Raw genomic sequence first — 24,964 nt, 5'->3', positions numbered from 1 at the left:
TCTCAAACATTGCAGCAGCCATGGGCGGTGTGCCGGGCTTTATCGTCGAACGCCAGTTGGCGCACTTCAAGCTTGTACATCCTGATTATGAAGCCGGTGTGCGTGCGGCGCTCAAGACGGCGCACGGGTATCAGGCAAATACGATTGCAGTTAATGAGGAAGTGGATGCCGCGGAATAACCTCCGTAAGCTTCTTCATTTCGTGAAAAGCCGGATGCCCCCGCTCCGGCTTTTTGCTTTCAAAGAGCCGATCTGATTGAAACAGATTGGCGTTTTACGTGGGTTGGCTTATGTTCTAAGCGCTTTCTAAAATCGGTTCGTTTTAATTGTTGATTGCCTTTTCCCCTCAATGAAGGCTATGCCCGACACAACAAATGTGAAGGAGCTGAAATGCGGCTTGGCGGACGCCTTCAGGCGGCAATCGAGGTTTTGAATGATATTGAAGCAAACAAGCGCCCGGCTTCCGATGCGCTGAAGGATTGGGGTGCGTCGCACCGCTTTGCCGGCGCGGGTGATCGTGCGGTCATTGGCAATATTGTTTATGACGCGTTGCGGCGCAAACTATCCATCGCGTGGCGCATGGATGCTGATGATGCGCGCGCGCTTGCTTATGGCGCGCTGGTTTCAGAAGGCGGCATGGATTTTGATGCAATTGACGCAACGCTCAATGGCGATAAATTTGCCCCAGAACCTCTGGAATCTGCTCCCCGCGAAGCATGGGCAACGCGAGCCGTCACTGACGCCCCTGCTTATATCCGGGCCGATGTACCTGAATGGTGCGTGCCTTCGCTGGAAGAGTTGTTTGGTGAGCGCTGGGTAGAAGAAGCGGCTGCGCTTTCCATGCGTCCGCCGGTTGATCTTCGGGTCAATCTGCTGAAAACAACGCCCGAAGCCGTTCTTGAAGCACTGGAAAAAGCGGGGGCTGCCAAAGCGCCATTGCTTCAGCAGGCTTTGCGCATTCCTCCGATTGAGGCTTTGGGCCGTCATCCCAATGTGCAGACGGATCAGACATTTCTGGATGGCTGGTTCGAGGTACAGGATCTGGGCTCGCAGCTTGCGGCACTTTTTGCTGGTGCAAAGCCGGGCGAACAGGTGCTGGATTATTGCGCAGGTGCAGGTGGCAAGACGCTGGCGCTGGCTTCGGTCATGCGCAACAGTGGCCAGGTCCATGCCTATGATGCCGAACGCGCGCGTCTTTCGCCCATGCATGACCGTTTGCAGCGGGCAGGGGTTCGCAACACACAGGTGCATGGCAATCTCGATGCGCTCGCTCCGCTTATTGAGCGCATGGACCTTGTGCTGACAGATGCGCCATGCACAGGTTCGGGCACGTGGCGGCGCAGGCCGGATGCAAAATGGCGTCTCAATGATCAGCAGCTGGAGCGGCGTGTGCAGGATCAGCGCGAGGTGCTTGAGGCGGCGAAACATTACGTGAAGCCCGGCGGCAGGCTGGTTTACGTGACCTGTTCGCTCTTTGCCGAAGAGAATACGCGTCAGGTCGAGCGCTTCCTTGCTGAAAACAGCAACTTTACGGAAAAATCTCCCAAGGCAGTCTGGAAAGCCGTTACAGGAGATGCAGCCGGGGTAGAGCCGGTTTTTCCTGCGCATGGCGCCGTATTTTCTCCGCTTTCCATTGACACGGACGGATTTTATGTAAGTGTCTTGGAAAAGCACAATTAAGCTTGGGGGAGCTTAATGCCAGCGCATCGAATTGCGGAACCGGATTTCAAACAGCGTGTCGAGGAGAGTTTTGACCGTCAGGCAGCGATGAAGCTCATCGGTGCACAGCTGACACGTTGTGAACCGGGCATTGTCGAGGTCGAAATGCCGTTTCGCGAAGAGCTGACGCAGCAACACGGCATTCTTCATGCCGGTATAATTTCTGCAGCACTCGACACAGCCTGCGGTTATGCAGCGCTTAGCCTTATGCCAACGGATGCTGCGGTTCTGACAATCGAATTTAAGGTTAATCTGCTTGCCCCCGGCAGAGGCGATCGTTTCCTGTTTCGTGGCGAGGTGACCAAGCCTGGGCGCACGATTATGGTCAGCGATGGACAGGCTTTTGCAGTCACAGATACGGAAGTGCGGCTTATTGCAACCATGACAGGCACGATGATGGTTGTTCAGGACCGCGAGGGGCTAAAGGGATGATCAAAACCCTTGCAGGCAAACGGCTTCTGTATGTGATGGCGACCGAGGCGGAATATGGCCCGCATCTCAGTTCGCTTTTTTTGCCGCTGATGATCGGCGTGGGTCCGGTCGAGGCGTCCGTCAATCTGACACGTATTCTGACTGTGCTTGAACAGCAGGGTGAATTGCCTGATCTGGTCGTCTGTGTCGGCTCCGCCGGATCGGCGAGGCTTCCCCAAACAGAGGTGTTTCAGGTTTCATCGGTCGCTTATCGCGATATGGATGCTTCGCCTATCGGATTTGAAAAAGGCCGCACACCCTTTCTTGATTTACCTGCAATGATTGATCTGCCTTGCCTTGTTCCGGGGCTGCCAGATGCATCGCTGTCAACGGGCGCAAACATTGTTTCGGGCAAAGCCTATGAGACAATCGCAACCGACATGGTCGATATGGAGACCTATGCCTGTTTGCGCGCCTGTCAGGCCTTTGGCGTTGCCCTGATAGGGTTGCGTGGCATTTCCGATGGTACCCGTGAATTGCAGCATGTCGGCGACTGGACAGAGTATCTGCATGTCATTGATCAGAAGCTTGCGAGCGCTGTGGAGGATCTCGAAAACGCTATTCTGAATGGTGCCGTGACACTTCCTGACAAGGATATGTCAGGATAGGTAAGTTTTCTTGGTTTGATTGTTGAAACGCGGCACTTCGACCATTGCATTTTTGCGGCTTTTTATCTAGATGCTCGGCATGAGCACCACAGCACATCCTGACACTATCCTTATCATCGACTTTGGCAGCCAGGTCACGCAGCTGATTGCACGCCGCGTGCGCGAGGCCGGAGTTTATTCCGAAATCGTTCCGTTCCAGTCTGCGGAAGATGCCTATAAGCGCATCAACCCGAAGGCTGTGATCCTGTCGGGGAGTCCACACTCGACAACGGACATTGGCAGCCCGCGCGCGCCACAGGCAATTTTCGAGGCTGGAATTCCAGTTCTCGGTATCTGCTATGGCGAGCAGACCATGTGCGCGCAGCTGGGTGGTAAGGTCGAAAGCGGCCACGACCGTGAATTCGGTCGCGCGTTTCTTGAAGTTCAGGAAGACAGCGCATTGTTCGCTGGCATCTGGGCCAAGGGCACCCGTCACCAAGTCTGGATGAGCCATGGCGACCGTGTCACCGCACTGCCGGAAGGTTTCAGGGTTATCGGGACATCGCCCAATGCGCCTTTCGCGGCCATTTCGGACGAAAAACGCAAATATTTTGCTGTGCAGTTCCACCCGGAAGTTGTGCACACACCTGATGGCGCAAAGCTGATCCAGAATTTCGTTCACAACATTGTTGGTATCAAGCCAGACTGGACCATGTCTGCTTACCGTGAACAGGCTGTAGAGGCCATTCGCAAGCAGGTGGGCAAGGGTAAGGTTATCTGCGCGCTCTCCGGCGGCGTTGACTCGTCCGTTGCAGCCCTTCTGATTCATGAAGCCGTTGGCGACCAGCTGACCTGTATCCTCGTTGATCATGGTTTGATGCGTAAGAACGAGGCTGCCGATGTGGTTGCGATGTTTAGGGAGCATTATAATCTGCCGCTGATCTTGGTGGATGCGCAGGACCGATTCATTGACGCTCTCGAAGGTGAGAATGATCCGGAAAAGAAGCGGAAGACCATCGGTCGTCTGTTTATTGAAGTTTTCGAAGAGGAAGCGAAAAAGCTTGGCGGCGCAGATTTCCTCGCACAGGGCACGTTGTATCCTGACGTTATTGAAAGCGTTTCATTTACGGGCGGGCCTTCGGTCACAATCAAGTCGCACCACAATGTTGGCGGCTTGCCAGAACGCATGAACATGCAGCTTGTCGAGCCTCTGCGCGAACTTTTCAAAGATGAAGTGCGTGTGCTGGGCAAGGAACTCGGCCTTCCTGACAGCTTTATCGGGCGGCATCCATTCCCTGGTCCAGGTCTTGCGATCCGCTGCCCCGGTGGTATCACGCGCGAAAAGCTTGAAATTCTGCGCGAAGCCGATGCGATTTATCTTGATGAAATCCGCAAGGCTGGCCTTTATGATGTCATCTGGCAGGCATTTGCCGTTCTGCTTCCGGTTCAGACCGTTGGCGTTATGGGTGATGGCCGGACTTATGAATTCGTCTGCGCGCTGCGTGCTGTGACTTCGGTCGACGGTATGACGGCGGACTTCTACCACTACGACATGAACTTCCTTGGCAATGCGGCCACCCGTATCATTAATGAAGTCCGTGGCATCAACCGCGTGGTCTATGACGTGACGTCGAAGCCTCCGGGCACAATCGAGTGGGAATGATCCCGCGTCCGGCATAGACCGGCACCAACGATCATTAAAACATAAAAAGCCCGCGTAATTGCGGGCTTTTTTCATTATTGGCTTGGCACCGTCTGGCAAATTTCGCATCGTCAAGTCCCCCGCTTCTATGGCATGGTAGATGTGTTTAGCCCTGGAGTGTGATGGTGCATTATTGCGCGTTAAACAGAGGAGTGCACTATGGGCCAGTTTCCTAAGGATAGCGCCCGGACCGGTCAGATATTCACCACCTGTGGCAAAGGCTGATCCACATTCATCGCGTGATCAAGAACGCGTTGAAGATTTGCAGCGTGACGGAAGTTCGGCTCCAGACCAACCCCATCCGCTACTGCTCGTGCAAACCGCTGATAATTGGTTTCGACGGGGCTTACTTCAATCTCGCGCCACACCGGTGTCTCAATATCTTCCCCGATTGAACCACGAAGGGTGGAACCTGTCGGTGTATGAATGACTTCAAGCGCGCCTTTGTCGCCATGAATGCGCAATCGCAATTCATTAAGATGACCTGTTGCCCAGCGGCTGGCATGTATGACGCCAAGCGCACCGTTTGAATATTCCGCCGTCATTACAAAGCTGTCGTTCGCATCCAGCACATATTCACCGATTTGATTGTTGTCGGCCTTGTCGAAGGTCTTCAATCGGGCCGATGCCCGTTCCACATCGCTGCCGATCGCATAGGATGCAAAATCAAGAATGTGAATGCCAACATCGCCAAGAACCCCATTGGAACCGTGGCGCGTGGAAAGCCTCCAGAGCCACTTGCTCTCGGTTTTCCAGTCACCCCAGGCTTTTGAAACAAGCCAGCTTTGCAGATAAGAAGCTTCGAAGTGACGTACCTGACCGATTTCGCCAGACATCACAATGTCGCGTGCCTTTTGTAAAGGAGCGACATTGCGATATGTAAGATTGACCATATTGATGATGCCCGCCTGCTCGGCAGCATCAGCCATTTCAGCGGCTTTGTCGTAGCTCTCTGCAAGCGGCTTTTCGCAAAAGATATGTTTGCCAGCGCCGATGAGCGCCAATGACGTCGGATGATGGATCGCATCCGGCGTCACATTTGCAACAGCATCAAAGCGGTTCCATTCAAGAGCATCCTCCAGCCGCGTGAAGCGGTCGTGAATGTCATGATTTTCGCAGAATGCATCAACGCGTTCCGCTGACACGTCACAAGCTGCGACCACTTCAACGCCATCTATGGCTTTGAAGGCCTCGGCATGGTTCTTTGCCATGCCGCCAGTTCCAAGAATAAGAAGACGCATCATGCACCTCAACGATAACCGGCTTCACCGGCCTTATGAAGTTTAGGCCCCCGCTCGACAATCGGCTCTAAAGCCTGATCGACCGGGACATTGGGTGCCGTGTGAATATCAGTCCATGCGGGTTGAGGGTTATAGGCCCACTTGACGGCGTTACGCAGTACGGTTTGCACATTCGCATCGTGATAGGTGGGGTAGGTTTCGTGGCCGGGACGGAAGTAGAAGATATTGCCTGCGCCGCGCCGCCATGTGAGCCCTGAACGAAATACCTCACCGCCCGCAAACCATGAGATAAATACCGTTTCTAACGGTTCAGGAACGGAAAATTGCTCGCCATACATTTCTTCGTTTTCAAGCACAAAATTCTCATCCAGCCCCTGTGCAATGGGGTGGCCCCGATTCACAACCCAGACCCGCTCACGTTCGCCTGCTTCGCGCCATTTCAGCGCACAGGGCGTTCCCATCAAGCGCTTGAAAATTTTAGAAAAATGGCCTGAGTGAAGCACGATCAGTCCCATGCCCTCAAAAACGCGTCTGGCAACGCGCTCAACAATTTCATCCTTTACGCCGCCATGGTCCTTATGCCCCCACCACACCAGGACATCCGTGTTGGCGAGACGTTCTTCCGTGAGGCCGTGCTCCGGCTCTTGCAAGGTGGCCGTGGTGGCGTCAATGGTGCTATCGCCATTGAGTGCGTCTGCAATCGTGTTGTGCATTCCATTCGGATAAACAGCACGAACAGTTTCATTGATCTGCTCGTGGACATTTTCACCCCAGACGATAGTGCGTATAGACACGGCTATTCTCCTTAATTGCGGCTATCAGCCCTTGTGTGGATTTGAGCCTTGCGAACATGCGCGCCGGTTTATGAAGCCGGTGCCTGAACGTATTGCTCCAAAAAAGATTTCTCGATTTGAAAGGTGGTCTAACCGTCCTGCGCACGCCCATTCACATCAAAGCGATGGATACGTTCGCCAGTCGGCGCAATGGATAGCAAATCACCGGGTTTGCGGATTGACACGCCGCTTTCGCGAACCACCAGAGGTTCTTCGGCACCGAGATCAATATAGACATATGTATCCGAGCCGAGAATTTCCGTGTGGATCACGCGACCGCTCCACAGACCTTCGTCCGAAACGATCTGGAGGTGCTCTGGCCGCAGCCCGACCGTGTGTGTCGCGAATTGTTCTGCGTATTTTCCACCGAGCAGGTTCATTTTTGGGGAGCCGATAAAGCCCGCGACGAAAAGCGAGTTGGGCTTTTCATAAAGTTCTAGCGGCGTCCCTATCTGCTCCACCCGCCCATCGCGCAACACACAGATGCGATCAGCCAGCGTCATCGCTTCCACCTGATCATGTGTCACATAGATCATCGTGGTGTCTTCCATACTCTGATGGAGTTTAGCAATTTCGAGTCTCGTTGCCACGCGAAGCGCTGCATCAAGATTGGACAGCGGCTCATCGAAAAGAAACACCTTCGGATCCCGGACGATGGCGCGCCCGATCGCAACGCGCTGACGCTGGCCGCCTGAAAGCTGACGTGGCAAGCGTTCGAGATAGGGGGTTAGTTGCAGCATTTCTGCCGACTGTTCGATACGGCGTTTGCACTCCTGTTTGTCTTTGCCAGCCAGCTGCATGCCAAAGGCCATGTTTTCGTAAACCGTCATATGCGGGTAAAGTGCATAAGACTGAAATACCATGGAGATGCCCCGTTTGGACGGGCTCAAGCTGTTAACCACCACGCCGTCGATAGACAGGCTTCCAGAGGTGATTTCCTCAAGGCCCGCGATCAGACGCAGAAGCGTGGATTTCCCACAGCCGGACGGACCAACAAAAACCATGAACTCGCCTGCGCGAATGTCCATGTCCACGCCTTTGATAACTTCAAAATTCCCGAATGATTTGCGCACATCGCGCAATTGAAGCTGTGCCATATGTAAACTCCTATCCCTTCACGCCACCCGCAGTCAGACCGGATACGATCCGCCGCTGGAAGATGAGCACAAGGATGACGAGGGGAACTGTTACGATGACCGATGCGGCCATGATATTGCCCCATGGGATTTCGAATTGACTGCTGCCGGACAAGAGCGCGATAGCCACTGGAACCGTGCGCTGACCCGCCGACGACGTAAAAGTCAGTGCAAACAGGAACTCATTCCATGCAGAAATGAATGCCAATAGCCCCGTTGTCACCAGTGCCGGCCACATGAGCGGCATAAACACACGCGTGATGATGACCCATGGGGATGCCCCGTCTACGATCGCGGCCTCTTCAATCTCGACCGGCAGATCACGCATGAAGGTTGTCAGAACCCAAACCGTGAAGGGCAAGGTGAAGATCATATAGGAGAAGATCAGAGCCAGAGGCGTATTGAATATACCGAGGAACCGGATCAGTTCGAACAAACCTGCAAGCACTGCAATTTGCGGAAACATGGATACCGACAAAATGGTGAGCAGGAGCAACCCGCGACCCCGAAAATTCACTCTGGCCAGCGCATAGGCGGCAGTTATCGCAAGCAGCAGTGAAATTGCGACAACAACTGTTGCAACAAACAAAGAATTACCAAGACTCCGAAGAAAACTGCCCTGACTGAGAACGCCGGTATAGTTGCTGATGGAAACATCCGTTGGCCAGAAATCCACCTGAAACAGTGCTGTTCCCGATTTAAGACTGGTTATGATCGCATAATAGAACGGAAACACTGCGATAAGGATGATGATGGCAACTAGCAGATAAAAGCCAAGCGTCTTAAGATAATGCATGGCTATTCTCCCTTTGCGCCAATGTTCACACGTCCAAAGAACATGTAGAGCACAGTGATGGCTGCGATGATGAGAAACAGCATCGTGGATGCGGTGGCGCCATAAGCAAATTTATCGAAATCGAAGAGATTTTCGCGCGCGAAAACAGACATTGTTTTGGTCTGCGCATTGTTGGGTGTCAGCACATAGATGAGATCAAAAATACGCAATGCATCAAGCATGCGGAATATAACCGCGACCATCAATGCCGGACGAATAAGCGGTAAAGTCACACGCCAGAATACTTTGAGCGGATGGACACCATCGATCTTGGCAGCCTCATAAATATCGGATGGAACCATCTGCAACCCAGCAAGGATAAGCAGGGCCATGAAAGGGGTGGTTTTCCAGACATCGACGATCAGGATCGCAATCATCGCCGTATCGGGATTTGCCGTCCAGGCGATTTTCTGGCTGATAAGACCGAGATTAAGGAATATATGGTTCAGAATGCCGAACTGATCGTTGAGCATCCAGCCCCACATTTTCGCCGAGACGATTGTGGGAATGGCCCAGGGAATGAGGATGGCCGCTCGCACAAGGCCTCTTCCGCGAAATTTCGCGTTCAGCACAAGCGCTACAATCAATCCAAAGATGGTTTCGAGACCAACCGAAAACAGTGTGAACCTGATCGTATTCCACACCGCGCCCCACCATGCTGGATCGGCCAGAAGACCGCGATAAACGATGCGGCCGCTTTTTAAGGTGACCCATGTGAAGTAGTTTTTAAAACCGACAAACTCAGCCGTAGCAAGGCTTGTGAGCGATGCATTTGTGAAGCTGAAATAGATCGTTCTAAGCAGCGGCCAGCCGGCCACAAATGCCAAAACAATCAGCGTCGGTGCAAGAAACAGCCATGCCGAACGAATGCGTTGTGTATGCAAGTCGGAATGGTGTCGGCGTCCGTTCGACGCTTTTGAAGCATCAACAGAAGTATCCGTCATAATCTTCCTCTGAGGGCGGCGGGCTCTGAAAATTTTGCGTTCGGATCGCTTGGGAATAGATCCGAACGCGGCTTGATACGTGCTTACCAGCCAGAGCCTTCAAGCTCCGTCAGTTCGACCTCAAGCATTTCCAGGTTCTCGGCAGCTGTTCCACTGCCCGAAAGGGTTTTATGCACAGCAGTCCAGAATTTGGATGAGACTTCATTGTATTTAACTTTTGTCGCTGCCGAAGGCCGCGGCACCGCATTTTGGAAGATGGGTTTCCAATTCGCCATGAAAGGCTGCGCCGCGATAATTTCCTTATCGTCGTAAAGCGCTTCAATGGTCGGCAGACGTGAAATTTGAATTGCCTGCGCCTTCTGAACCTCAGGCGAAGCCAGATATTTCACCAAAGCAATCGCGGCATCCTGTTTCGTGGAATATTTGGACACAGCAAGATTCCAGCCGCCAAGCGTCGAGGATGGAGGTTCACCTTCGGCACCAGCCGGTAAAGGTGCGACATCAAATTTGCCTTTCACACCGCTATCGTCATTATTGCCTAAGGCGTAAGCATAGGGCCAATTGCGCATGAACACGGCATTGCCAATCTGCCAGACGCCGCGAGATTCTTCTTCCTGATAGGCAAGAACGCCCTGAGGGGAAATCGAACCAATCCAGCTTTTTGCACGATCAATTGCGGCTGCTGCGCGTTCGTTGTTGATTGAAATCGTTCCGTCAGCTTCCACAATCTGGCCACCACCAGAAGATTTGACCCACTCAAGCGCATTGCAGGTCAGGCCTTCATAGGCATTGCCCTGAAAGACAAAACCCCACAGGTCAGCCTTGCCTTCTGCGCGCTCTTTTTCCATGATCTCTTTGGCCGTCGCAGTCATCTCATCCCATGTTTTCGGGACAGGCTTGCCGTATTTCTCCAGGAGGTCCTTGCGATAAAACAATGCAGGTGCATCGGTATAAAAGGGCAATGCAACCAGCTTCCCATTGACCGTCTGAGACGCGATGATCGACGGAAAATGGCTTCCTGTTACATCTTTTGTAGCCTCGGTGAGATCAATAAACTGATCTGAAAGCTGCGGAGCCCAAACAATATCCGTCTGATAAATATCAATATCTGCATTGCCCGCCGCAAGCCACAAACGATACTGGCTGAATTGTTCGCTGCTTGATGGCGGCATGGATACAATATGAACCTTGTTGCCGGTATCTTTTTCAAATTTGGCAATCTGTTCCTGTAAAAACTGAATATTGTTGCCAGTTGAATTGGCAGCAATCGAAATTTCGGCTGCGTGAGCGAATGCTGTGCCAAAGCCAAATGCAACACAGGCAGCCAGTGCACCCTTAAGAGCTTTCATTGTTCCCTCCTCCCATCCATTCAGTAAGCGGCCGTTAAAATCGAAAACGGTTTGGATTCCAAAAAGGTTACAGAAGGCTTCAAATCTGTCAAGCTGCTGTTTTTTGGGAAACACAAAATACGACCGATTTAAATATTCATCTATATTTTCAATGATTTATATAAACTTTCCCGATGCAACCGCAGTTCACTCTCCCAATCAGCTACGATTGAGAGGCTTAAATTTCTTACCAAACTTGTAAACGGTTTGGTTCTGCCGCATACTTCTCTCAAAGGGCCATCAATGATGGTGGCCGCGCATTGTTAATCACAAGGAAGCGATTATAATCCAACGTCTAATCCGTTCTCCAAGCCGCAAGATCAAATGAAACTTCGTGAATTCGCCAAACAATTAGGACTTTCTGCCACAACGGTCAGTCGCGCACTGAGCGGCTATCCGGAAGTTGCTGAAACAACACGCAAGCGTGTTCGTGACGAGGCTGTGCGGCTCGGCTATCGTCCGAATGTCAACGCCGTGCGACTTGTGACAGGCCGTGCAGGCTCTATTGGCGTTGTCATGGGCCGCAATAGCGAGTTTCACTTTGCAGAGTTCATGCGTGGTATGGCTGAAAGACTCAGTCAGGATGAGGTGGATATTCTTGTCAGTCCCATAGCCAATAATGGCACGGACGACGAGGTGGAGCTTTGTCGGCGCCTTGCCACCAGTCGGCGTGTTGATGCGATAATCGTGACGTCACCAAAGCCCAATGATGAGCGCATCCGCCTGCTGCATGAACTCGGAATGCCTTTTCTCGTTCATGGTCGATCAAAAATCGACATCCCTCACGCCTGGCTTGATATTGACAACGAGGGCGCGGTCTATCGTTCAACCGCACATCTGCTAGATCTTGGCCATCGCCACATCGCTATGATTAATGGCCGCGAGGGATTTACGTTCTCGCTTGACAGAGACGCAGGATACCGCAAGGCACTTGACGAAAGAGGCATTGCGTTTGATCCGGGCTTGATTGAGCACGGCGACTTCACCGACGAGATCGGTTACCGCTTGGCCCAAAAACTCTTGAGGCGCGATTTGAGGCCGACTGCTTTCGTTGCAGGCTCTATGATGACCGCTTTGGGTATCTATCGTGCTGCCCGATCGTTTGGCTTGACAATTGGCCGTGACATCTCTGTCATCGCACATGATGACGTCATTTCATTTCTGAGTGCAGACAACATGGTCCCGTCACTGACTGCGACCCGCTCATCGATGCGCGCTGCTGGTAAGCGTTGTGCGGACATGCTGATGGATATTCTTGATGGCAAGTCACCAACCGATGTTCACGAGCTTTGGCCGGTTGAGCTGATCCTCAGGGAAACAGCCACTCGCGTCCCGGATGAAGCCGTCACGTCCATCAAAACGCTGGTATAACCTTATCTTCGAGAATTTTCCTTTAAGGAAGGTGATTCTACGCTTGAGCCTTTTTGACAAAGTAGCCGGGCGGATGGGCCACATCCTGCGGACACCAAGATGAGCGGACGATCTGCTGCGTCAGGACGCGGGGATGCGCGAACGCCACGCACGTCATGCTGTCAACGAAATCAAAACTTCTTCCGAAGATGTCGCAAAATCCCTGGCCGACAAGCCCTTCAGAAACTCCCCCATGTGCCGATCAACATCTTGAGGAAACGCTCCGCTGCAGGCGATAACGTGCCCCCCCTGCGTCTTACAACGCCTATAGTTCTTGAAATCTCGGGGTTTCGAATAGGCCTCGTGATCAAAAGTGGGTGCTCTCCCTGCGGTGTCGCCATCTGCGGTAACACAGATATGCCTAAGCCCGCCTCCACCAGACCAAGAGATGTCGACAAGTGGGTTACTTCGTAAAACCAGCGAAGTTTGATATTGGATTTTGCCAAGGCTCCATCGAGCAGTGTTCGATTGCCGCTTGAACGATGAACAGTGATAAGATGATATGGTGTCAGATCTTCCCAGCCAACTTCGGATTTTTCCGCAAGAGGATGGTCTTTGCTGGCAGCAAGAACGAAGGGGTCTTCGACAAGCCGGTCAAAGATCAGATCCGGATCGGCTGTTCCCATGATATTGATGCCGAACTCGACTTCACCGCGCGCAACGGCCTGCAATCCGTCCGTCGCCGGTAAGTCAAGAATTCGAAAGCGGATGTTAGGATACTCAATATTGAACTGCTTTATGACCTTCGGCAGAAAGTAGAAAGCGGCTGTCGGCAGACAGGCGATTGTTACAAGGCCACCGCGCTGGACGCCGGGATCACGCACTGCAAAAAGCGACCCGTCAAATTCCTCCAGCATACGCCGCACCAAAGGTAATAGTTCGGTGCCTAAAGCAGTGAGCGAAACATGTCTTGTCGTACGCTCTAAAATTGGCGCCCCAATTGCCAATTCCAGCTTCTGGATGCGTCTGCTGAGTGCTGGCTGAGACATGTTCAGCGTATCGGCAGCCCTGTGAAAACTCTCCAATTCGACAATGGCGAGAAATGCTCTTAGGTCTAGAATTTCGCAATTAATGCTCATTTTGCATCAATACTCCAAATCTTCGCATTTTACATATCAATCATTTTGCCACTAAGTGCAATAAATGAACTGATTAATACCCACTACACAAGAGTGGAGGCGAAAGCGCAAGCATGAACGATCTGATCTCTATCCCCTGTGTACTGATGCGAGGCGGCACGTCGAAAGGCCCGTTCTTTCTGGCATCTGATCTTCCGACCGATCCGCGCGAGCGTGATCAGATTTTGCTTTCCATTATGGGTTCGGGTCACCCCCTTCAAATCGATGGCATCGGTGGTGGAAACCCTGTGACCAGTAAAGTTGCCATCATCGGCCCATCCAGCATTCCCGGCGTCGATATCGATTATCTTTTCGCACAGGTCCGTATTGATCAGCAGTTCGTTGATACCGCACCCAATTGCGGCAACATGCTTGCAGCTGTGGGTCCCTTCGCAATTGAGGCGGGACTTATGAAAACACAGGGCGCAACGACGCTTGTTCGTATTCACAACGTCAATACCGACAAGTTGATTGAGGCAGAAGTGCCGACACCCGATGGTAAAGTTTCATACCTCGGCGATGCCAGCATTGATGGAGTACCCGGAAAGGCGGCTCCAATTGCCCTGACCTTCATGGATGCGGCAGGTGCCCGAACAGGCAAACTTTTCCCTACCGGTGCACCCCATGAAATGATTGAAGACGTGGCCGTGACATGCATTGACTGCGCGATGCCTATGGTTCTGATCGAAGCCAACAATCTTGGTGTCAGTGGTTACGAGAGTGCTGCCGAACTCAACGCCAACACGGCATTGCTTGCGCGGCTGGAACAGCTGAGAATCGAGGCTGGCAGACGTATGGGCATGGGCGATGTCACCAATCAGGTCACGCCCAAACCCGTTCTTATCAGCAATGCAAAAAACGGCGGCGACATCAATGTGCGCTATTTCATGCCGCACGAATGTCATCCGTCGCTTGCTACCACCGGCGCCGTCGGGATCGCAACAGCCTGCATAACGGCTGATACAGTCGCATCGAAACTAATCGGTCTTCACACACCACCGCTCGTGCTGGCGATCGAACATCCCAGCGGTCATCTCGATGTCAAGCTTCAGGAGCGAGACGGAAAAGTGACTGCCGGAATTTTGCGCACAGCCCGCCGTCTTTTTGATGGGCATGTGTTTGCTAAGCCTGTCAAACAAGCCGTATGCGCGGCATAATTCAACTGGTTGCCGGGAGGGCACCACTTAACCGGAGGAAAATCAATGCGTAAGTTCATGCTCGCTCTGGCAGCAACTGTAGCTCTTGCCGGAACAGCAATGGCTGATCCGGTCCGTATCAGCGTCGGGTCTTATAATCTCAATAATTTGCCATTTCCTGTCGCACAGGGGCTGGGCCTTTATGAGAAAGAAGGGCTAGACGTCACCGTGGAGAATTTTGCTTCAGGCGGTTCAAAGACGTTGCAGGCACTCGTTGCCGGATCGACAGATATTGCCGTCGGTTTCTACGACCACACCATTCAGATGCAGTCACAGAACAAGGCCGTGGTCGGCTTCGTCGTTCTGGCACGCAATTCCGGGCTTGTCCTTGCTGGTGGAAATAATTCTAAATTCGACCCCGCCAATCCCGAAACCATCAAGGGTGCAAAAATCGGCATTACAGCGCCCGGTTCATCTTCGGACTTCTTCGTGCGTTACTATCTACAGCGCCACGGCCTTTCGGCAGATGATGTCGCTCTGATCGGTGTTGGTTCCGGTTCGGCGGCGGTTGCAGCTCTTGAACAGGGCAAGATCGACCTGCTGGTCAATTACGATCCTGCGGCAACATTTATCGAAGCCAAAGGTGTCGGCAAAATTCTGATCGATGGTCGCAGCGACGAGGGTGCCAAGGAAATCTACGGCGGTATTTATCCGACATCAGTTCTCTATGCCACGCAAAATTACATTGATGGTAATCCTGAAACCATCCAAAAAGTCACCAACGCGACAGTCAAGGCACTCGAATGGATGAACACCCATTCGGCAGAGGAAATCGTTGAAAAGCTGCCTAAGGAATTCATCTCGGGCGACCGCGATGCGTATATTCAAGCCGTAAAGAATGCCAAGGCGATCTTTTCCACGGATGGAAAATTCGATGAGGAAGATGTCAAAACGCCACTGGTTGTTCTGAATAGCTTCAATAAAAAAGTTGCGGCAACCGAAATCGATCTTTCGAAAACATACACAAACAGCTTCGTCGATAAAGCACCGCACGCGGCTACGAACTAGAAGGAGGAGGCAATGTCATTAGCCGTTGTCAAACCTGCGCCGGAAGTCGCAGCAAGCCCCAGCCCAAAAGCAATGGTATCAATTGATGCCGTTACAATGTCGTTCGGCAACTTTGTTGCGGTCGAAAATGTCAACCTCACGGTTGCGGATGGCGAGTTTCTCGCCATCGTTGGCCCGACAGGTTGTGGGAAAAGCACCATCCTCAACGCCATAGCAGGATTGCTGAAACCCTCACACGGAACAGTGTCAGTCGATGGAAAAGCCGTCACTGGTGTGCACCATGATATAGGATATCTGTTTCAGCAGGACGCACTTCTGCCATGGAAAACAGCGCTTGAAAATGTCGAGCTTGGTCCGATGTTTAAAGGCATAAGCGCTTCCGAACGCCGCAAAAGCGCTCTCAACTGGCTTGCCAAGGTGGGTCTGAAAGGTTTTGAGCACCGCTACCCCCATCAGCTTTCCGGCGGTCAGCGCAAGCGTGTGCAGATGGCTCAAGCGCTTATCACAGGTCCAAAAGTCATCCTGATGGATAAGCCGTTCTCCGCACTCGATATCCATACGCGTCACCTTATGCAAAATGAGCTTCTCCGGCTCTGGCAGGAAGAACGCCGCGCTGTTGTGATGATTACGCATGATCTTGAAGAAGCCATAGCGCTTGGTGATCGTGTCGTCGTTTTGGCCGCTGGCCCCCGCAGCCACGTGATCGATAGTTTCCCCGTCGATCTCGACCGTCCGCGCGACGTCGCAGAAATCAAACTCGATCCGCGCTTCATGGATCTTTATCGCAATATTTGGGCGTCGCTGCGCGGCGAAGTGGAGAAAAGCTATGAACGCCATGACTGAACGTCTTATCCAGGTCGGTTTGCTGGTTATCATTCTCGGCGGCTGGCAGCTCGGCACATCGCTGGGTTTCATCGACGTGTTTTTCTTCCCGGCACCACTGAATATTTTCAATCAGGTGGTGGAGTGGATAACCGATACAAGTTTCTATCGTCACGTATCGATCACTTTGACAGAAACCGTTTTCGGCTACCTGATCGGCACGGGTCTTGGCGTTGCTGCAGGCGTATGGCTCGGTCTTAGCCGCAGTGCTTCGCGCATTCTCGACCCCTTCATCAAGTGCCTGAACGCTATCCCGCGCGTTGTTCTTGCGCCAATCTTTGTGCTTTGGTTGGGTCTTGGCCTCTGGTCCAAGGTCGCACTCGCCGTCACACTGGTGTTCTTCGTGACCTTCTTCAACGCAATGCAGGGTGTGCGCGAAGTCAATCCGGTCGTGCTTTCAAATGCGCGTATCCTCGGCGCCAAACGTTCTGATCTCCTGCGTCACGTCTATTTCCCGGCAGCAGCAAGCTGGATCTTGTCCTCCTTGCGCACCTCCGTCGGCTTTGCAGTGGTTGGCGCGATCATCGGCGAGTATCTTGGTTCGTCCGCCGGTCTAGGCTATCTTATCGCCCAGGCTGAAGGCAACTTCGATGCGGTTGGCGTATTTGCCGGTATCCTGATTTTGGCAGTCTTCGTTTTGATCATCGACAGTATTCTTGATGTGGTTGAAACGCGCCTCATAAAATGGCGTCCAAATGCCAGCGAGCGGTCGGCCTGATCCCTCCACTCGCGACGTTAGAAATAAGCCCGATGCCATAATGGCGTCGGGCTTCATCGTCTTTAAAGTGCTCACTCATATATCCTTCTATATGCCCATCGGAAAAACAGAGTCCTGACCACAAAGCCCGCCATGAATTCATCCTTCATGTCATTTCGGGCATTCGTTGCGTTGTTTGGATTGATTCAGCATTTTATGCTTTTCAGTTATTGCGATATTCGATGTGGCGATCCCATCCGCCGCAGACAGGTGCGACTGAAGGAGACTGGTTTGAAGACGCTGCTATTGACGAAGGATGACGTCAAAAAACTCATTTCGCTGTCTGCGGTCATAGACGCTGTTGAAGACGCTTATCGTGCATTCAGCAGCGGCCAGGTGGAGCAGCCGGATTATATTGGCATACATCTACCTGCACCACGCGGTGAAATCGACTTCAAGCTGGGCTATTTGAAATCATCTGAGATGATATCAATGAAAGCGTCTTCGGGCGGGTTCAGGGACAATCCTTCTCGTCATGGCGTTCCGAACGGCATGGGAACGATCCTTCTTTTTGACGCACAAAGTTGTGCATTGGTATGCGTGATGGATGGCAGCTTGATCACGGGCCTGAGGACTGGGGCTGCCGGTGCGATTTCGGTCAGATTATTGGCTCGCAAAGACGCGAGAAAACTAACGTCAATCGGCACGGGCAATCAGGCACGCATGCAAATTAGAGCAATCCGCGAAGTGATGCACATTGAGGAGATTCATGCGTGGCATTCTAACCCTGAAACACTGTCAAAATACAAAGCTGATATGGAAGGCGAGTTTAATATTCCTGTTATAATGGCGGCATCCAAACGAGAAGCTGTAGAACAAGCGGACGTCTTGGTTACCACCACACGTGGCAAGGGGTCGTTGGTGGAAGCGGATTGGATAAAACCAGGAACGCATATTGTTGCGATTGGAACAGATGCTCAGGGCAAGCAGGAACTGGAGCCTGAAATATTTCGAAATGCTAAAATCGTCACAGACTCGACAAGCCAGTGTTCGCAAAAAGGTGAGACCTGGCACGCGCTCAATCACGGCATCATTTCCATGAGTGAAATTCACGCCGAAATTGGCGAGATCCTGATCGGCACAAAAGCAGGACGTGAGAATGCAGAAGAGATAACAATCTTCGATTCAACAGGAATGGCTGCGCAAGATAACACGACAGTCAATGCGATCTATAATCGTGCCCTTCGCCAAAATGTCGGCACCAGATTTTCCTTTTTTGAGCAATAGCAGCGTCCCACTCGGGAAGCACGGTTTCGAAGTTTAAAGCAAAGTGCATGCAGGCGGTGATGAATGCTAAACTATCCCACAATTGAAGACATTCGAGATGCACAAAGACGCATTGCGCCGTATGTTTATCATACCCCCCTCCTGAGGGCTGACAAAATCGCATCCAAAGTCGCTTGTAATTTATATCTTAAGCCAGAAACGCTTCAGCTAACGGGCGCATTTAAGATACGAGGCGCTCTGAACGCAGTGCTATCGCTTCCACGTGAGAAGATTGCCAACGGGATTATCTCGTCATCTTCTGGAAATCATGCGCAGGGATTGTCCTATGCGGCGCGTATGATGGGCGTCAAAGTTGTCCTTGTGCTTCCTGTGACTACCCCGAAAATCAAGATAGCGAACACGCGCGCTTTAGGAGCTGAGGTCATTTTATTTGATGGTGACAACGCGACAAGATGGAAAGAGGTGTATCGGATCGCGGAAGCCAATAACTATGCAGTGGTTCATGGCTTCGAAGATCCAATGGTCATGGCGGGCCAGGGCACAATTGGATGCGAGATTCTCGAAGATCTGAAGGACGTCAACACTGTGATTGTCCCTCTTGGTGGCGGTGGTCTGATTTCCGGTGTTGCGACAGCAATCAAGGAAATGAACCCCTCAGTTCGGGTTATCGGTGCAGAGCCAGCTCTGACGCCCAAATATTACTGGAGCCGAAAGAACGGTGAACCCACATCACTTCCTCTTAAGGATACCATCGCAGATGGTCTGAGGATCAGTGTGCCCGGACGCAATCCTTATCCAATTATTGAGAAATATGTGGATGAGATCGTTCTTGTCGAAGATGCGCATATCGTTGCAGGAATGCGGGCGCTGGCGACTGACGCAAAACTCATTGCGGAACCCGCCGCGTCGATAGGTATAGGCGCACTCCTGGCCGGCTCTGTAAAAGTACAAAAGGATGAGAATATCTGTGCAATTTTGACAGGCGGGAACTGGGATCTGGGCGACATTGCCGAAATCTATCGTGAGAAGGATTGAGCCAATCCACGGCTGCGGTGAGTGGAAATGTTAATCAGACGTGGCCTGGAGGACGACGAGTGGGCGATCATCGGGGAATTGCTGCCACCTGAAAGCGCGCGCGGATGCTGTCCAGCGCTGGGCAACCGGCTGTATTTCGAGGGCATGATGTGTATTACCCGAACTGGATCACAGTGGGGTCACCTGCCGGACGAGTATGGCAAATGGAACAGTGTCTTCTGGCGCTACCGGCGCTGGGTTTCGACAGGTGTGTTCGAGGCAATGTCAATTTCGTCGCTGCTCTACAGTGAATACACTTTGTCCACGAAACCTAGCAGACTGCTGCAAAACGGCAGTTTTTGATAGCCAGAGAACACAAGCCCAGAGAACACAAGCAAGGATCGGCGTCTGTGTTTATAAACGGATGACTGAACTTGGTCGGCACAATCCCAGCGCACCGCATGAAATAGGTCGTAAATAGAATCATATCGCCCTAGTTGGATCCATGCAACGCGGTTGGTCGCGCAGATGGTCGCCGAACATTAACCTTCCATCTTCAGGACGCCGCCGCCGTGCGAGTGTTCGAAAACCGGACGCCCCAACGTCGGGCGCGCCGTGTCTTGTCAGACGAACCTAAAAATTAATCAAACTCTTTCAATCAGTTGACAGAATTTCTCTGGCTGCGCCGCTGCGTGGAAGGGAACTTGCTTCTCTTGCTACATGGGACAGATGGTCCGGTATCGCGGGGAGGAGCCCGCCGCGTGCCGCGACCGCAAAGCCCGGCGCGAAGAACGCGCCGAACGGGCCGCAAGGTCGGCCTGACAGGAACGGGAGGAGAAATGCGCGATGGCGTTGCAAATCAACATCGATAATGGCGGCACACTGACCGACGTGTGCATCATGTCGGATGGCGGTGTAAAGAAAACCAAGGTTCTGACCACCCCTTACGATCTTTCAAAGTGCTTCTTCGAAGGGCTGCAAAAGGCATCCGAAGTGGTTTATGGCGCGGCTGATGTAAAGAGGCTTCTCGAAGAGGTCGATCTCATCCGCTATTCCACAACGCAAGGCACCAACGCCATTTGCGAGCGTAAGGGGCCGAAGCTGGGTCTTATTCTCGACAGCGGTTCGACGATGCTTCCTGCGGCGTTGAAGGCGCACGATCCCGAGGTGTTCGAGGCGTTGGTGGGCGACCGTGTCAGCTTCATCGATCTTGCCAAGCTTGATGCGCCAGAAGCGGAGGTGGAGGTCGTCAAGGTCATCAACCAGCTCGCGGCGAGGGGCGCGAACCGCCTGGTTATCGCACTTGGTGGTGCGGGATTCCTCGCGGCTGAAGCGCGGGTGAAGAAGATCGTGCTGCGTAAATATCCGCGCCATCTTCTGGGGGCCGTTCCGGTTCTCTATACGTCGGATCTTACCTCCGACCGCAATCCGGGTCGCCGCGCCTGGTCGGCGCTTATCAATTCCTTTCTGCATCCTTCGATGGAAGCCTTCCTCTACAACGCCGAAAACCGGTTGAGGGAGTTTCGCACCAAGAATCCGCTGCTGATCTTCCGTAATGACGGCGATGCCTCGCGCGTGGCGAAGACGGTGGCGATCAAGACCTATTCGTCGGGTCCACGTGGCGGCATGGAGGGCGTTAAGGCTTTTTCCGCGCTCTACGGTTTCCGTGATGCTGTGTCTATTGATGTTGGCGGGACCACAACCGACATTGGCCAGTGCACGGACGGCAAGGTTGCCGAAATCCGGCGTGGTCACGTCGAGGGTATCAGTGTTTCCTTCCCGCTTTGCGAGATTATGAGCGCGGGCGCGGGCGGCAGTTCTATCTTTAAGGTCAAGGACGGCAAGATCGCCATCGGTCCTGAAAGCGTTGGCGCCCTGCCGGGGCCAGCCTGTTTTGGACGCGGCGGCAAAGAGGCGACGATCACTGATGCGAGCCTCCTCGCTGGCCTGTTCGATCCGACTTCCTATTTCGGCGGCGGCATGGGGCTGGATCTCGCCCGCGCCGAAGCGGCCGTTCTCAGCAATATCGCCGAGCCGCTGGGTGTCGATCTTGATACGGCGATCCTTGCCATGTCGGATGCCTTTGAGGCGAAGATTGCCGAGGAACTGCACCGCTTCACGCGGATCGGACCGGACACGGTGATGCTCGCCTTCGGTGGTGCTGGACCGCTCAATGCCTGCGGTGTGGCCGAGAAGGCAGGCATCCGACGGGTCGCCGTGCCAGCCATGGCGGCGGTGTTTTCCGCCTATGGTATAGGCTCCTGCGATGTTTCGCAGGGCTATGCGGCAACGCTTGAGGATCGCTCGACGGCAGGGCTCGCCACAGCCCTCGACGCGCTGAAGCGCAAGGCCGCCCGCGACATGTTCGCCGAAGGCTTCGAGGAGGGCAGCTATGTGGTCTCGGCCCGTCTCGTCACCGAGACGCCGGAGGGCGAGAAGGTCTTCCCGCTGGGCGACAAGCCCGAGTTCCCAGCCGCGCTGGCAAGCGCTTCAACGGTCGAACTGGAACTGACTGCGGTGAAAAGCCTGCGTCAGGACGAGACGCGCCACGTCGACTTCCCGCGTAAGGCCGAGGCGAAAGCCGATGGCCAACGCAAGGTTCTGGTGGCTGGCAAGGGCCGCATTGAGTTGCCGGTCTATCGCCTCGCTTCGATGGCGCCGGGCGATTATGCCGCCGGTCCCGCCATTCTTGAGGAGGATTATTTTACCGCCCGCGTGCCAGCGGGTTGGGGCCTCGTCGTCTCGGAGGCGGGCGACATCATTTTGGAACGGGAGGACTGAGCATATGAAAATTCCGATGACCGAATATCTTCGCATCGACCTTGAGACGGAGAAATGGGAATGCCGGGTCTGCGATCACGAGATCGCCCCCGCTGAGGGCAACTACAAGGAAGGGCTATTGGTTCATAACCGCGATCCGCGCGAGATCCATCCGCCAATCATCGACCCGGATCGCTACCGATTCACCTTCAGCCCGGACCCGGAATGGGTACGCATCCTTGAATTCTGCTGCCCGAACTGCGGCACGCAGGTGGAAACGGAATACGCTATTCCCGGCCATCCGCCGTTGCACGACATGCAGGTCGATGTGCCTGCGCTGAAGGCCCAATGGGCGAAGCGCGGCCCGGACGTGCTGCCGGACGCCGGCCCCGCCGTCGTTCCCGGACGCGGCCACGGCCACTGATGTCAGCGCCCCGCACAATGGGGTGCGGGGGGCCAGAATATTTTAAAGGGCGCGCTTGCCGGGGAGGGCAGCGCGATCCCCTTGAGAAAGATAGGGAGCGAGAATGAAACGCGTATCCGTTGATATCGGCGGCACCTTCACCGACTGCTTTGTCGTCTGGGGCCAGCAATATATCGAGACCAAGGCGCTGACCACGCATCACAATCTGGCCATGGGTTTCAACGAGGCTCTCGGCAAGGCCTGCTCGGTGCTGGGGCTGGAACTGGAGCAGATCCTGCAATCAGTGGATAGCGTGCGCTATGCCACCACGCTCGGCACCAACGCGCTGATCGAGCACAAAGGGCCGAAGATCGGCATGCTGGTGACAGCGGGTTACGAGGCAACTGTGCCGCTCAGCCGCGCCCGTGGCTATGGTGAAGGTCTTGACAATCTCGGCCAGCAGGACATGCCAAACGCCCAGCGTCCCGATCCGCTGGTCGAGCCGCATATGATCCGAGGTATCCGTGAGCGGCTTGATTTCCAGGGCGAGCTTGTCATGCCGCTGGATGAGGAAGACGTGCGCCGGCAGCTCCGTGAGCTGGTGGATCGTGGCGCGCAGATCATCGTCGTCGCGCTGGTCAATGCCGTGGTGAACCCGGAGCACGAGCAGCGCATCGAGGAGATTGTGCTTGAGGAGTATCCCTCACATCTGCTTGGCGCCATTCCGGTGATCCTGTCGCATCAGGTGGCTGGGCGAAAGGGCGAATATGTGCGCGCCACCTCTGCCATCGTCGACGGCTATCTGCATTCGACCATGTACCACGCGCTTTCGGCGCTGGAGCAGAACCTGCGCACACACAAATACGAAAGGCCGATGCTGGTCATCCACAATTCCGGCGGCATGGCCCAGCTCAACTCCACCGATGCGCTCCAGACCATCCACTCCGGCCCAGTCTCGGGCATCGGTGCGTCCGAGCATCTTGCCCTGCAGGCAAGCCTTGGCAATGTCATTGCCACCGATATGGGCGGTACGTCCTACGACATCGGCATTGTCGTCGAAGGCGGGGTGAAACACTACGACTTCAATCCGGTCATCGACCGGTGGCTGGTGTCGGTGCCGATGGTCCATCTCGTCACGCTCGGTGCTGGCGGTGGTTCCATCGCTTCTTACGATCGCATGTACAAGACGGTAAAATGCGGCCCGGAAAGCGCCGGCTCTGATCCAGGCCCCGCCTGCTATGACCGTGGCGGTCTGCGTCCGACCGTGACCGATGCCGACCTTTTGCTCGGCTATCTTGATGCAGCCAATTATGCCGGTGGCTCGATCCCGCTCAATCCGCGCCGCGCCAAGGCGGCCATCGAGGATACGCTGTGCGATGAACTTGATTGTTCGGTCATTGAGGCAGCGAAGCTGATCCGCGAGAAGGTGGACGACAACATGGCAAACGGCCTCTTCACTGAGCTGCGAGCCAGGGGGTACGACCCTAAGGACTTCACCATGCTGGCCTATGGTGGCAACGGGCCGCTGCATTGCTGCGGTATCGCGCAGAACCTCAATATCGACAATATTCTGGCGCCGCCGCTCTCGTCGGTGTTCTCAGCGGTTGGCGCTGGCAATATGCACCAGCTCCATATCCATGAACAGTCGCTCTACATGGTGCTCTACGACAGCAACACGCGCCACATCTTCGACGATTATGATCGTTTCAACGCGATCGTCGCTGAGTTGAAGGAAAAGGGCCGTCAGGACCTGCTGCGTCAGGGGGTGCCGCTGGAAGACATCCGTCATGATTTGGAACTGGACATGCGCTACGGCAACCAGCTCGTGCAGACCACGGCGGTTATTCCCAAACATGAGGTGTTCGGGCCGGGGGATGTCCTGTCGATTATCTCGCAGTTCTCGGCCGACTACGGCAAGCGTTTCGGCGAAGGCTCGCAGGCACCGGAAGCGGGCATCCGCATCAATACGATCCGCGTCGCTACCTATGCCCGGCATGAGACGGTCCAGTTCGAGGACATCAAGCCCGTTCCGAAGCCCGAGCGCAAAGCGCCACCTGCGCCCTCAAGTCATCGCACTTGTCATTTTGTCGGTCATGACGGGCCATTCGAAACACCGGTCTGGGCGCGCAAGGATCTGGAACCCGGCATCGAAATCGCTGGTCCGGCGATTGTCGCCTCGGAGGTCACGACTTTCCTCGTCAATCCCGGATGGACCTATGTGACGGCGAAGCAAGGGGCTTCTTGGTTTCTGCGCAACGAAAGCGCCGTCACCCGCCACTGAAAGGCCAGCCCGGCGCAGGAGGAGCGCCGGGCCTAACGCCCAACCCGACTGGA

Annotated in this window: 23 protein-coding genes; 16 read left to right on the top strand and 7 right to left on the bottom strand. The window is 54.0% G+C overall.

The genetic code is table 11. The annotated features are described in order from the left end of the window. The 5 genes from OPR82_RS18145 to guaA form a co-directional block, all read left to right on the top strand. Positions 1-179 (top strand): catalase-related domain-containing protein (locus OPR82_RS18145; protein WP_323054566.1); only part of this gene is annotated, 179 nt, incomplete at its 5' end. 210 nt (positions 180-389) lie between these two features. Continuing rightward, positions 390-1,679, top strand: coding sequence for an RsmB/NOP family class I SAM-dependent RNA methyltransferase (locus tag OPR82_RS18140; protein ID WP_265986308.1), 1,290 nt, complete (start codon positions 390-392; stop codon positions 1,677-1,679). Between the two features lie 15 nt (positions 1,680-1,694). Then, positions 1,695-2,150, top strand: a complete 456-nt coding sequence (locus OPR82_RS18135) for a PaaI family thioesterase (RefSeq protein ID WP_265986307.1) — start codon at positions 1,695-1,697, stop codon at positions 2,148-2,150. Beyond that, a complete protein-coding gene (locus OPR82_RS18130; protein ID WP_265986306.1) occupies positions 2,147-2,797 on the top strand; it encodes a 5'-methylthioadenosine/S-adenosylhomocysteine nucleosidase in 651 nt (216 codons plus the stop codon). The genes OPR82_RS18135 and OPR82_RS18130 overlap by 4 nt, the downstream gene beginning before the upstream one ends. Positions 2,798-2,876: 79 nt before the next feature. Continuing rightward, positions 2,877-4,439, top strand: a complete 1,563-nt coding sequence (gene guaA, locus OPR82_RS18125) for a glutamine-hydrolyzing GMP synthase (protein WP_265986304.1) — start codon at positions 2,877-2,879, stop codon at positions 4,437-4,439. A 233-nt stretch (positions 4,440-4,672) separates the two neighbouring features. Here guaA and OPR82_RS18120 read toward each other — a convergent pair whose 3' ends face one another. The 6 genes from OPR82_RS18120 to OPR82_RS18095 form a co-directional block, all read right to left on the bottom strand. After that, positions 4,673-5,719 (bottom strand): Gfo/Idh/MocA family protein, encoded by a 1,047-nt coding sequence (locus OPR82_RS18120; protein ID WP_265986317.1) that lies wholly within the window; start codon positions 5,717-5,719, stop codon positions 4,673-4,675. 8 nt (positions 5,720-5,727) lie between these two features. Next, entirely contained in the window at positions 5,728-6,513 is a 786-nt protein-coding gene (locus OPR82_RS18115) for a ThuA domain-containing protein (protein WP_265986301.1), read from the bottom strand. A 128-nt stretch (positions 6,514-6,641) separates the two neighbouring features. After that, entirely contained in the window at positions 6,642-7,649 is a 1,008-nt protein-coding gene (locus tag OPR82_RS18110; protein ID WP_265986298.1) for an ABC transporter ATP-binding protein, read from the bottom strand. Between the two features lie 10 nt (positions 7,650-7,659). Beyond that, entirely contained in the window at positions 7,660-8,484 is an 825-nt protein-coding gene (locus OPR82_RS18105; RefSeq protein WP_265986297.1) for a carbohydrate ABC transporter permease, read from the bottom strand. Between the two features lie 2 nt (positions 8,485-8,486). Continuing rightward, the gene (locus OPR82_RS18100; RefSeq protein WP_265986296.1) at positions 8,487-9,467 is read right to left on the bottom strand and encodes a carbohydrate ABC transporter permease; all 981 of its coding nucleotides are present in this window, start codon (positions 9,465-9,467) and stop codon (positions 8,487-8,489) included. Between the two features lie 83 nt (positions 9,468-9,550). Then, on the bottom strand, positions 9,551-10,816 hold the full coding sequence (locus OPR82_RS18095) for an ABC transporter substrate-binding protein (RefSeq protein ID WP_265986295.1): 1,266 nt from the start codon (positions 10,814-10,816) through the stop codon (positions 9,551-9,553). Positions 10,817-11,179: 363 nt separating this feature from the next. Between OPR82_RS18095 and OPR82_RS18090 the strand changes: the two genes are divergently transcribed. After that, the gene (locus tag OPR82_RS18090) at positions 11,180-12,226 is read left to right on the top strand and encodes a substrate-binding domain-containing protein (protein WP_265986294.1); all 1,047 of its coding nucleotides are present in this window, start codon (positions 11,180-11,182) and stop codon (positions 12,224-12,226) included. Between the two features lie 218 nt (positions 12,227-12,444). Here the strand turns inward: OPR82_RS18090 and OPR82_RS18085 are convergent, their stop codons facing one another. After that, positions 12,445-13,344 carry a LysR family transcriptional regulator gene (locus tag OPR82_RS18085; protein WP_265986293.1) on the bottom strand — a complete coding sequence of 300 codons (900 nt, stop codon included), beginning with the start codon at positions 13,342-13,344 and terminating at the stop codon, positions 12,445-12,447. Positions 13,345-13,457: 113 nt separating this feature from the next. Here OPR82_RS18085 and OPR82_RS18080 point away from each other — a divergent pair, with 113 nt between their 5' ends. From OPR82_RS18080 to OPR82_RS18035, 10 genes are all read left to right on the top strand, one after another. Further along, a complete protein-coding gene (locus tag OPR82_RS18080; RefSeq protein ID WP_265986292.1) occupies positions 13,458-14,540 on the top strand; it encodes a 4-oxalomesaconate tautomerase in 1,083 nt (360 codons plus the stop codon). 45 nt (positions 14,541-14,585) lie between these two features. Next, positions 14,586-15,587, top strand: coding sequence for an ABC transporter substrate-binding protein (locus tag OPR82_RS18075; protein ID WP_265986291.1), 1,002 nt, complete (start codon positions 14,586-14,588; stop codon positions 15,585-15,587). A gap of 12 nt (positions 15,588-15,599) precedes the next feature. Next, on the top strand, positions 15,600-16,430 hold the full coding sequence (locus tag OPR82_RS18070) for an ABC transporter ATP-binding protein (RefSeq protein ID WP_265986290.1): 831 nt from the start codon (positions 15,600-15,602) through the stop codon (positions 16,428-16,430). After that, entirely contained in the window at positions 16,414-17,187 is a 774-nt protein-coding gene (locus OPR82_RS18065) for an ABC transporter permease (protein WP_265986288.1), read from the top strand. Before OPR82_RS18070 ends, OPR82_RS18065 begins: the two co-directional genes overlap by 17 nt. A 270-nt stretch (positions 17,188-17,457) precedes the next feature. Beyond that, positions 17,458-18,453, top strand: coding sequence for an ornithine cyclodeaminase family protein (locus OPR82_RS18060; RefSeq protein ID WP_265986316.1), 996 nt, complete (start codon positions 17,458-17,460; stop codon positions 18,451-18,453). A 63-nt stretch (positions 18,454-18,516) separates the two neighbouring features. Further along, positions 18,517-19,488: a threonine/serine dehydratase gene (locus OPR82_RS18055; protein ID WP_265986286.1), complete on the top strand. Its 972-nt coding sequence runs from the start codon at positions 18,517-18,519 to the stop codon at positions 19,486-19,488. 27 nt (positions 19,489-19,515) lie between these two features. Then, entirely contained in the window at positions 19,516-19,830 is a 315-nt protein-coding gene (locus tag OPR82_RS18050; protein ID WP_265986283.1) for a transposase, read from the top strand. A 483-nt stretch (positions 19,831-20,313) separates the two neighbouring features. After that, positions 20,314-22,248 carry a hydantoinase/oxoprolinase family protein gene (locus OPR82_RS18045; RefSeq protein WP_265986282.1) on the top strand — a complete coding sequence of 645 codons (1,935 nt, stop codon included), beginning with the start codon at positions 20,314-20,316 and terminating at the stop codon, positions 22,246-22,248. Positions 22,249-22,252: 4 nt separating this feature from the next. Further along, positions 22,253-22,651 carry an acetone carboxylase subunit gamma gene (locus tag OPR82_RS18040; RefSeq protein WP_265986281.1) on the top strand — a complete coding sequence of 133 codons (399 nt, stop codon included), beginning with the start codon at positions 22,253-22,255 and terminating at the stop codon, positions 22,649-22,651. A gap of 103 nt (positions 22,652-22,754) precedes the next feature. Further along, positions 22,755-24,911 carry a hydantoinase/oxoprolinase family protein gene (locus OPR82_RS18035; RefSeq protein ID WP_265986280.1) on the top strand — a complete coding sequence of 719 codons (2,157 nt, stop codon included), beginning with the start codon at positions 22,755-22,757 and terminating at the stop codon, positions 24,909-24,911. Positions 24,912-24,964 lie beyond the last annotated feature (53 nt).

Source organism: Ochrobactrum chromiisoli (assembly GCF_026241335.1).
Classification (GTDB): Bacteria; Pseudomonadota; Alphaproteobacteria; order Rhizobiales; family Rhizobiaceae; genus Brucella; species Brucella chromiisoli.
The sequence above is the reverse complement of the archived record's forward strand: the minus strand, read 5'-3'. Positions and strand labels throughout refer to the sequence as shown.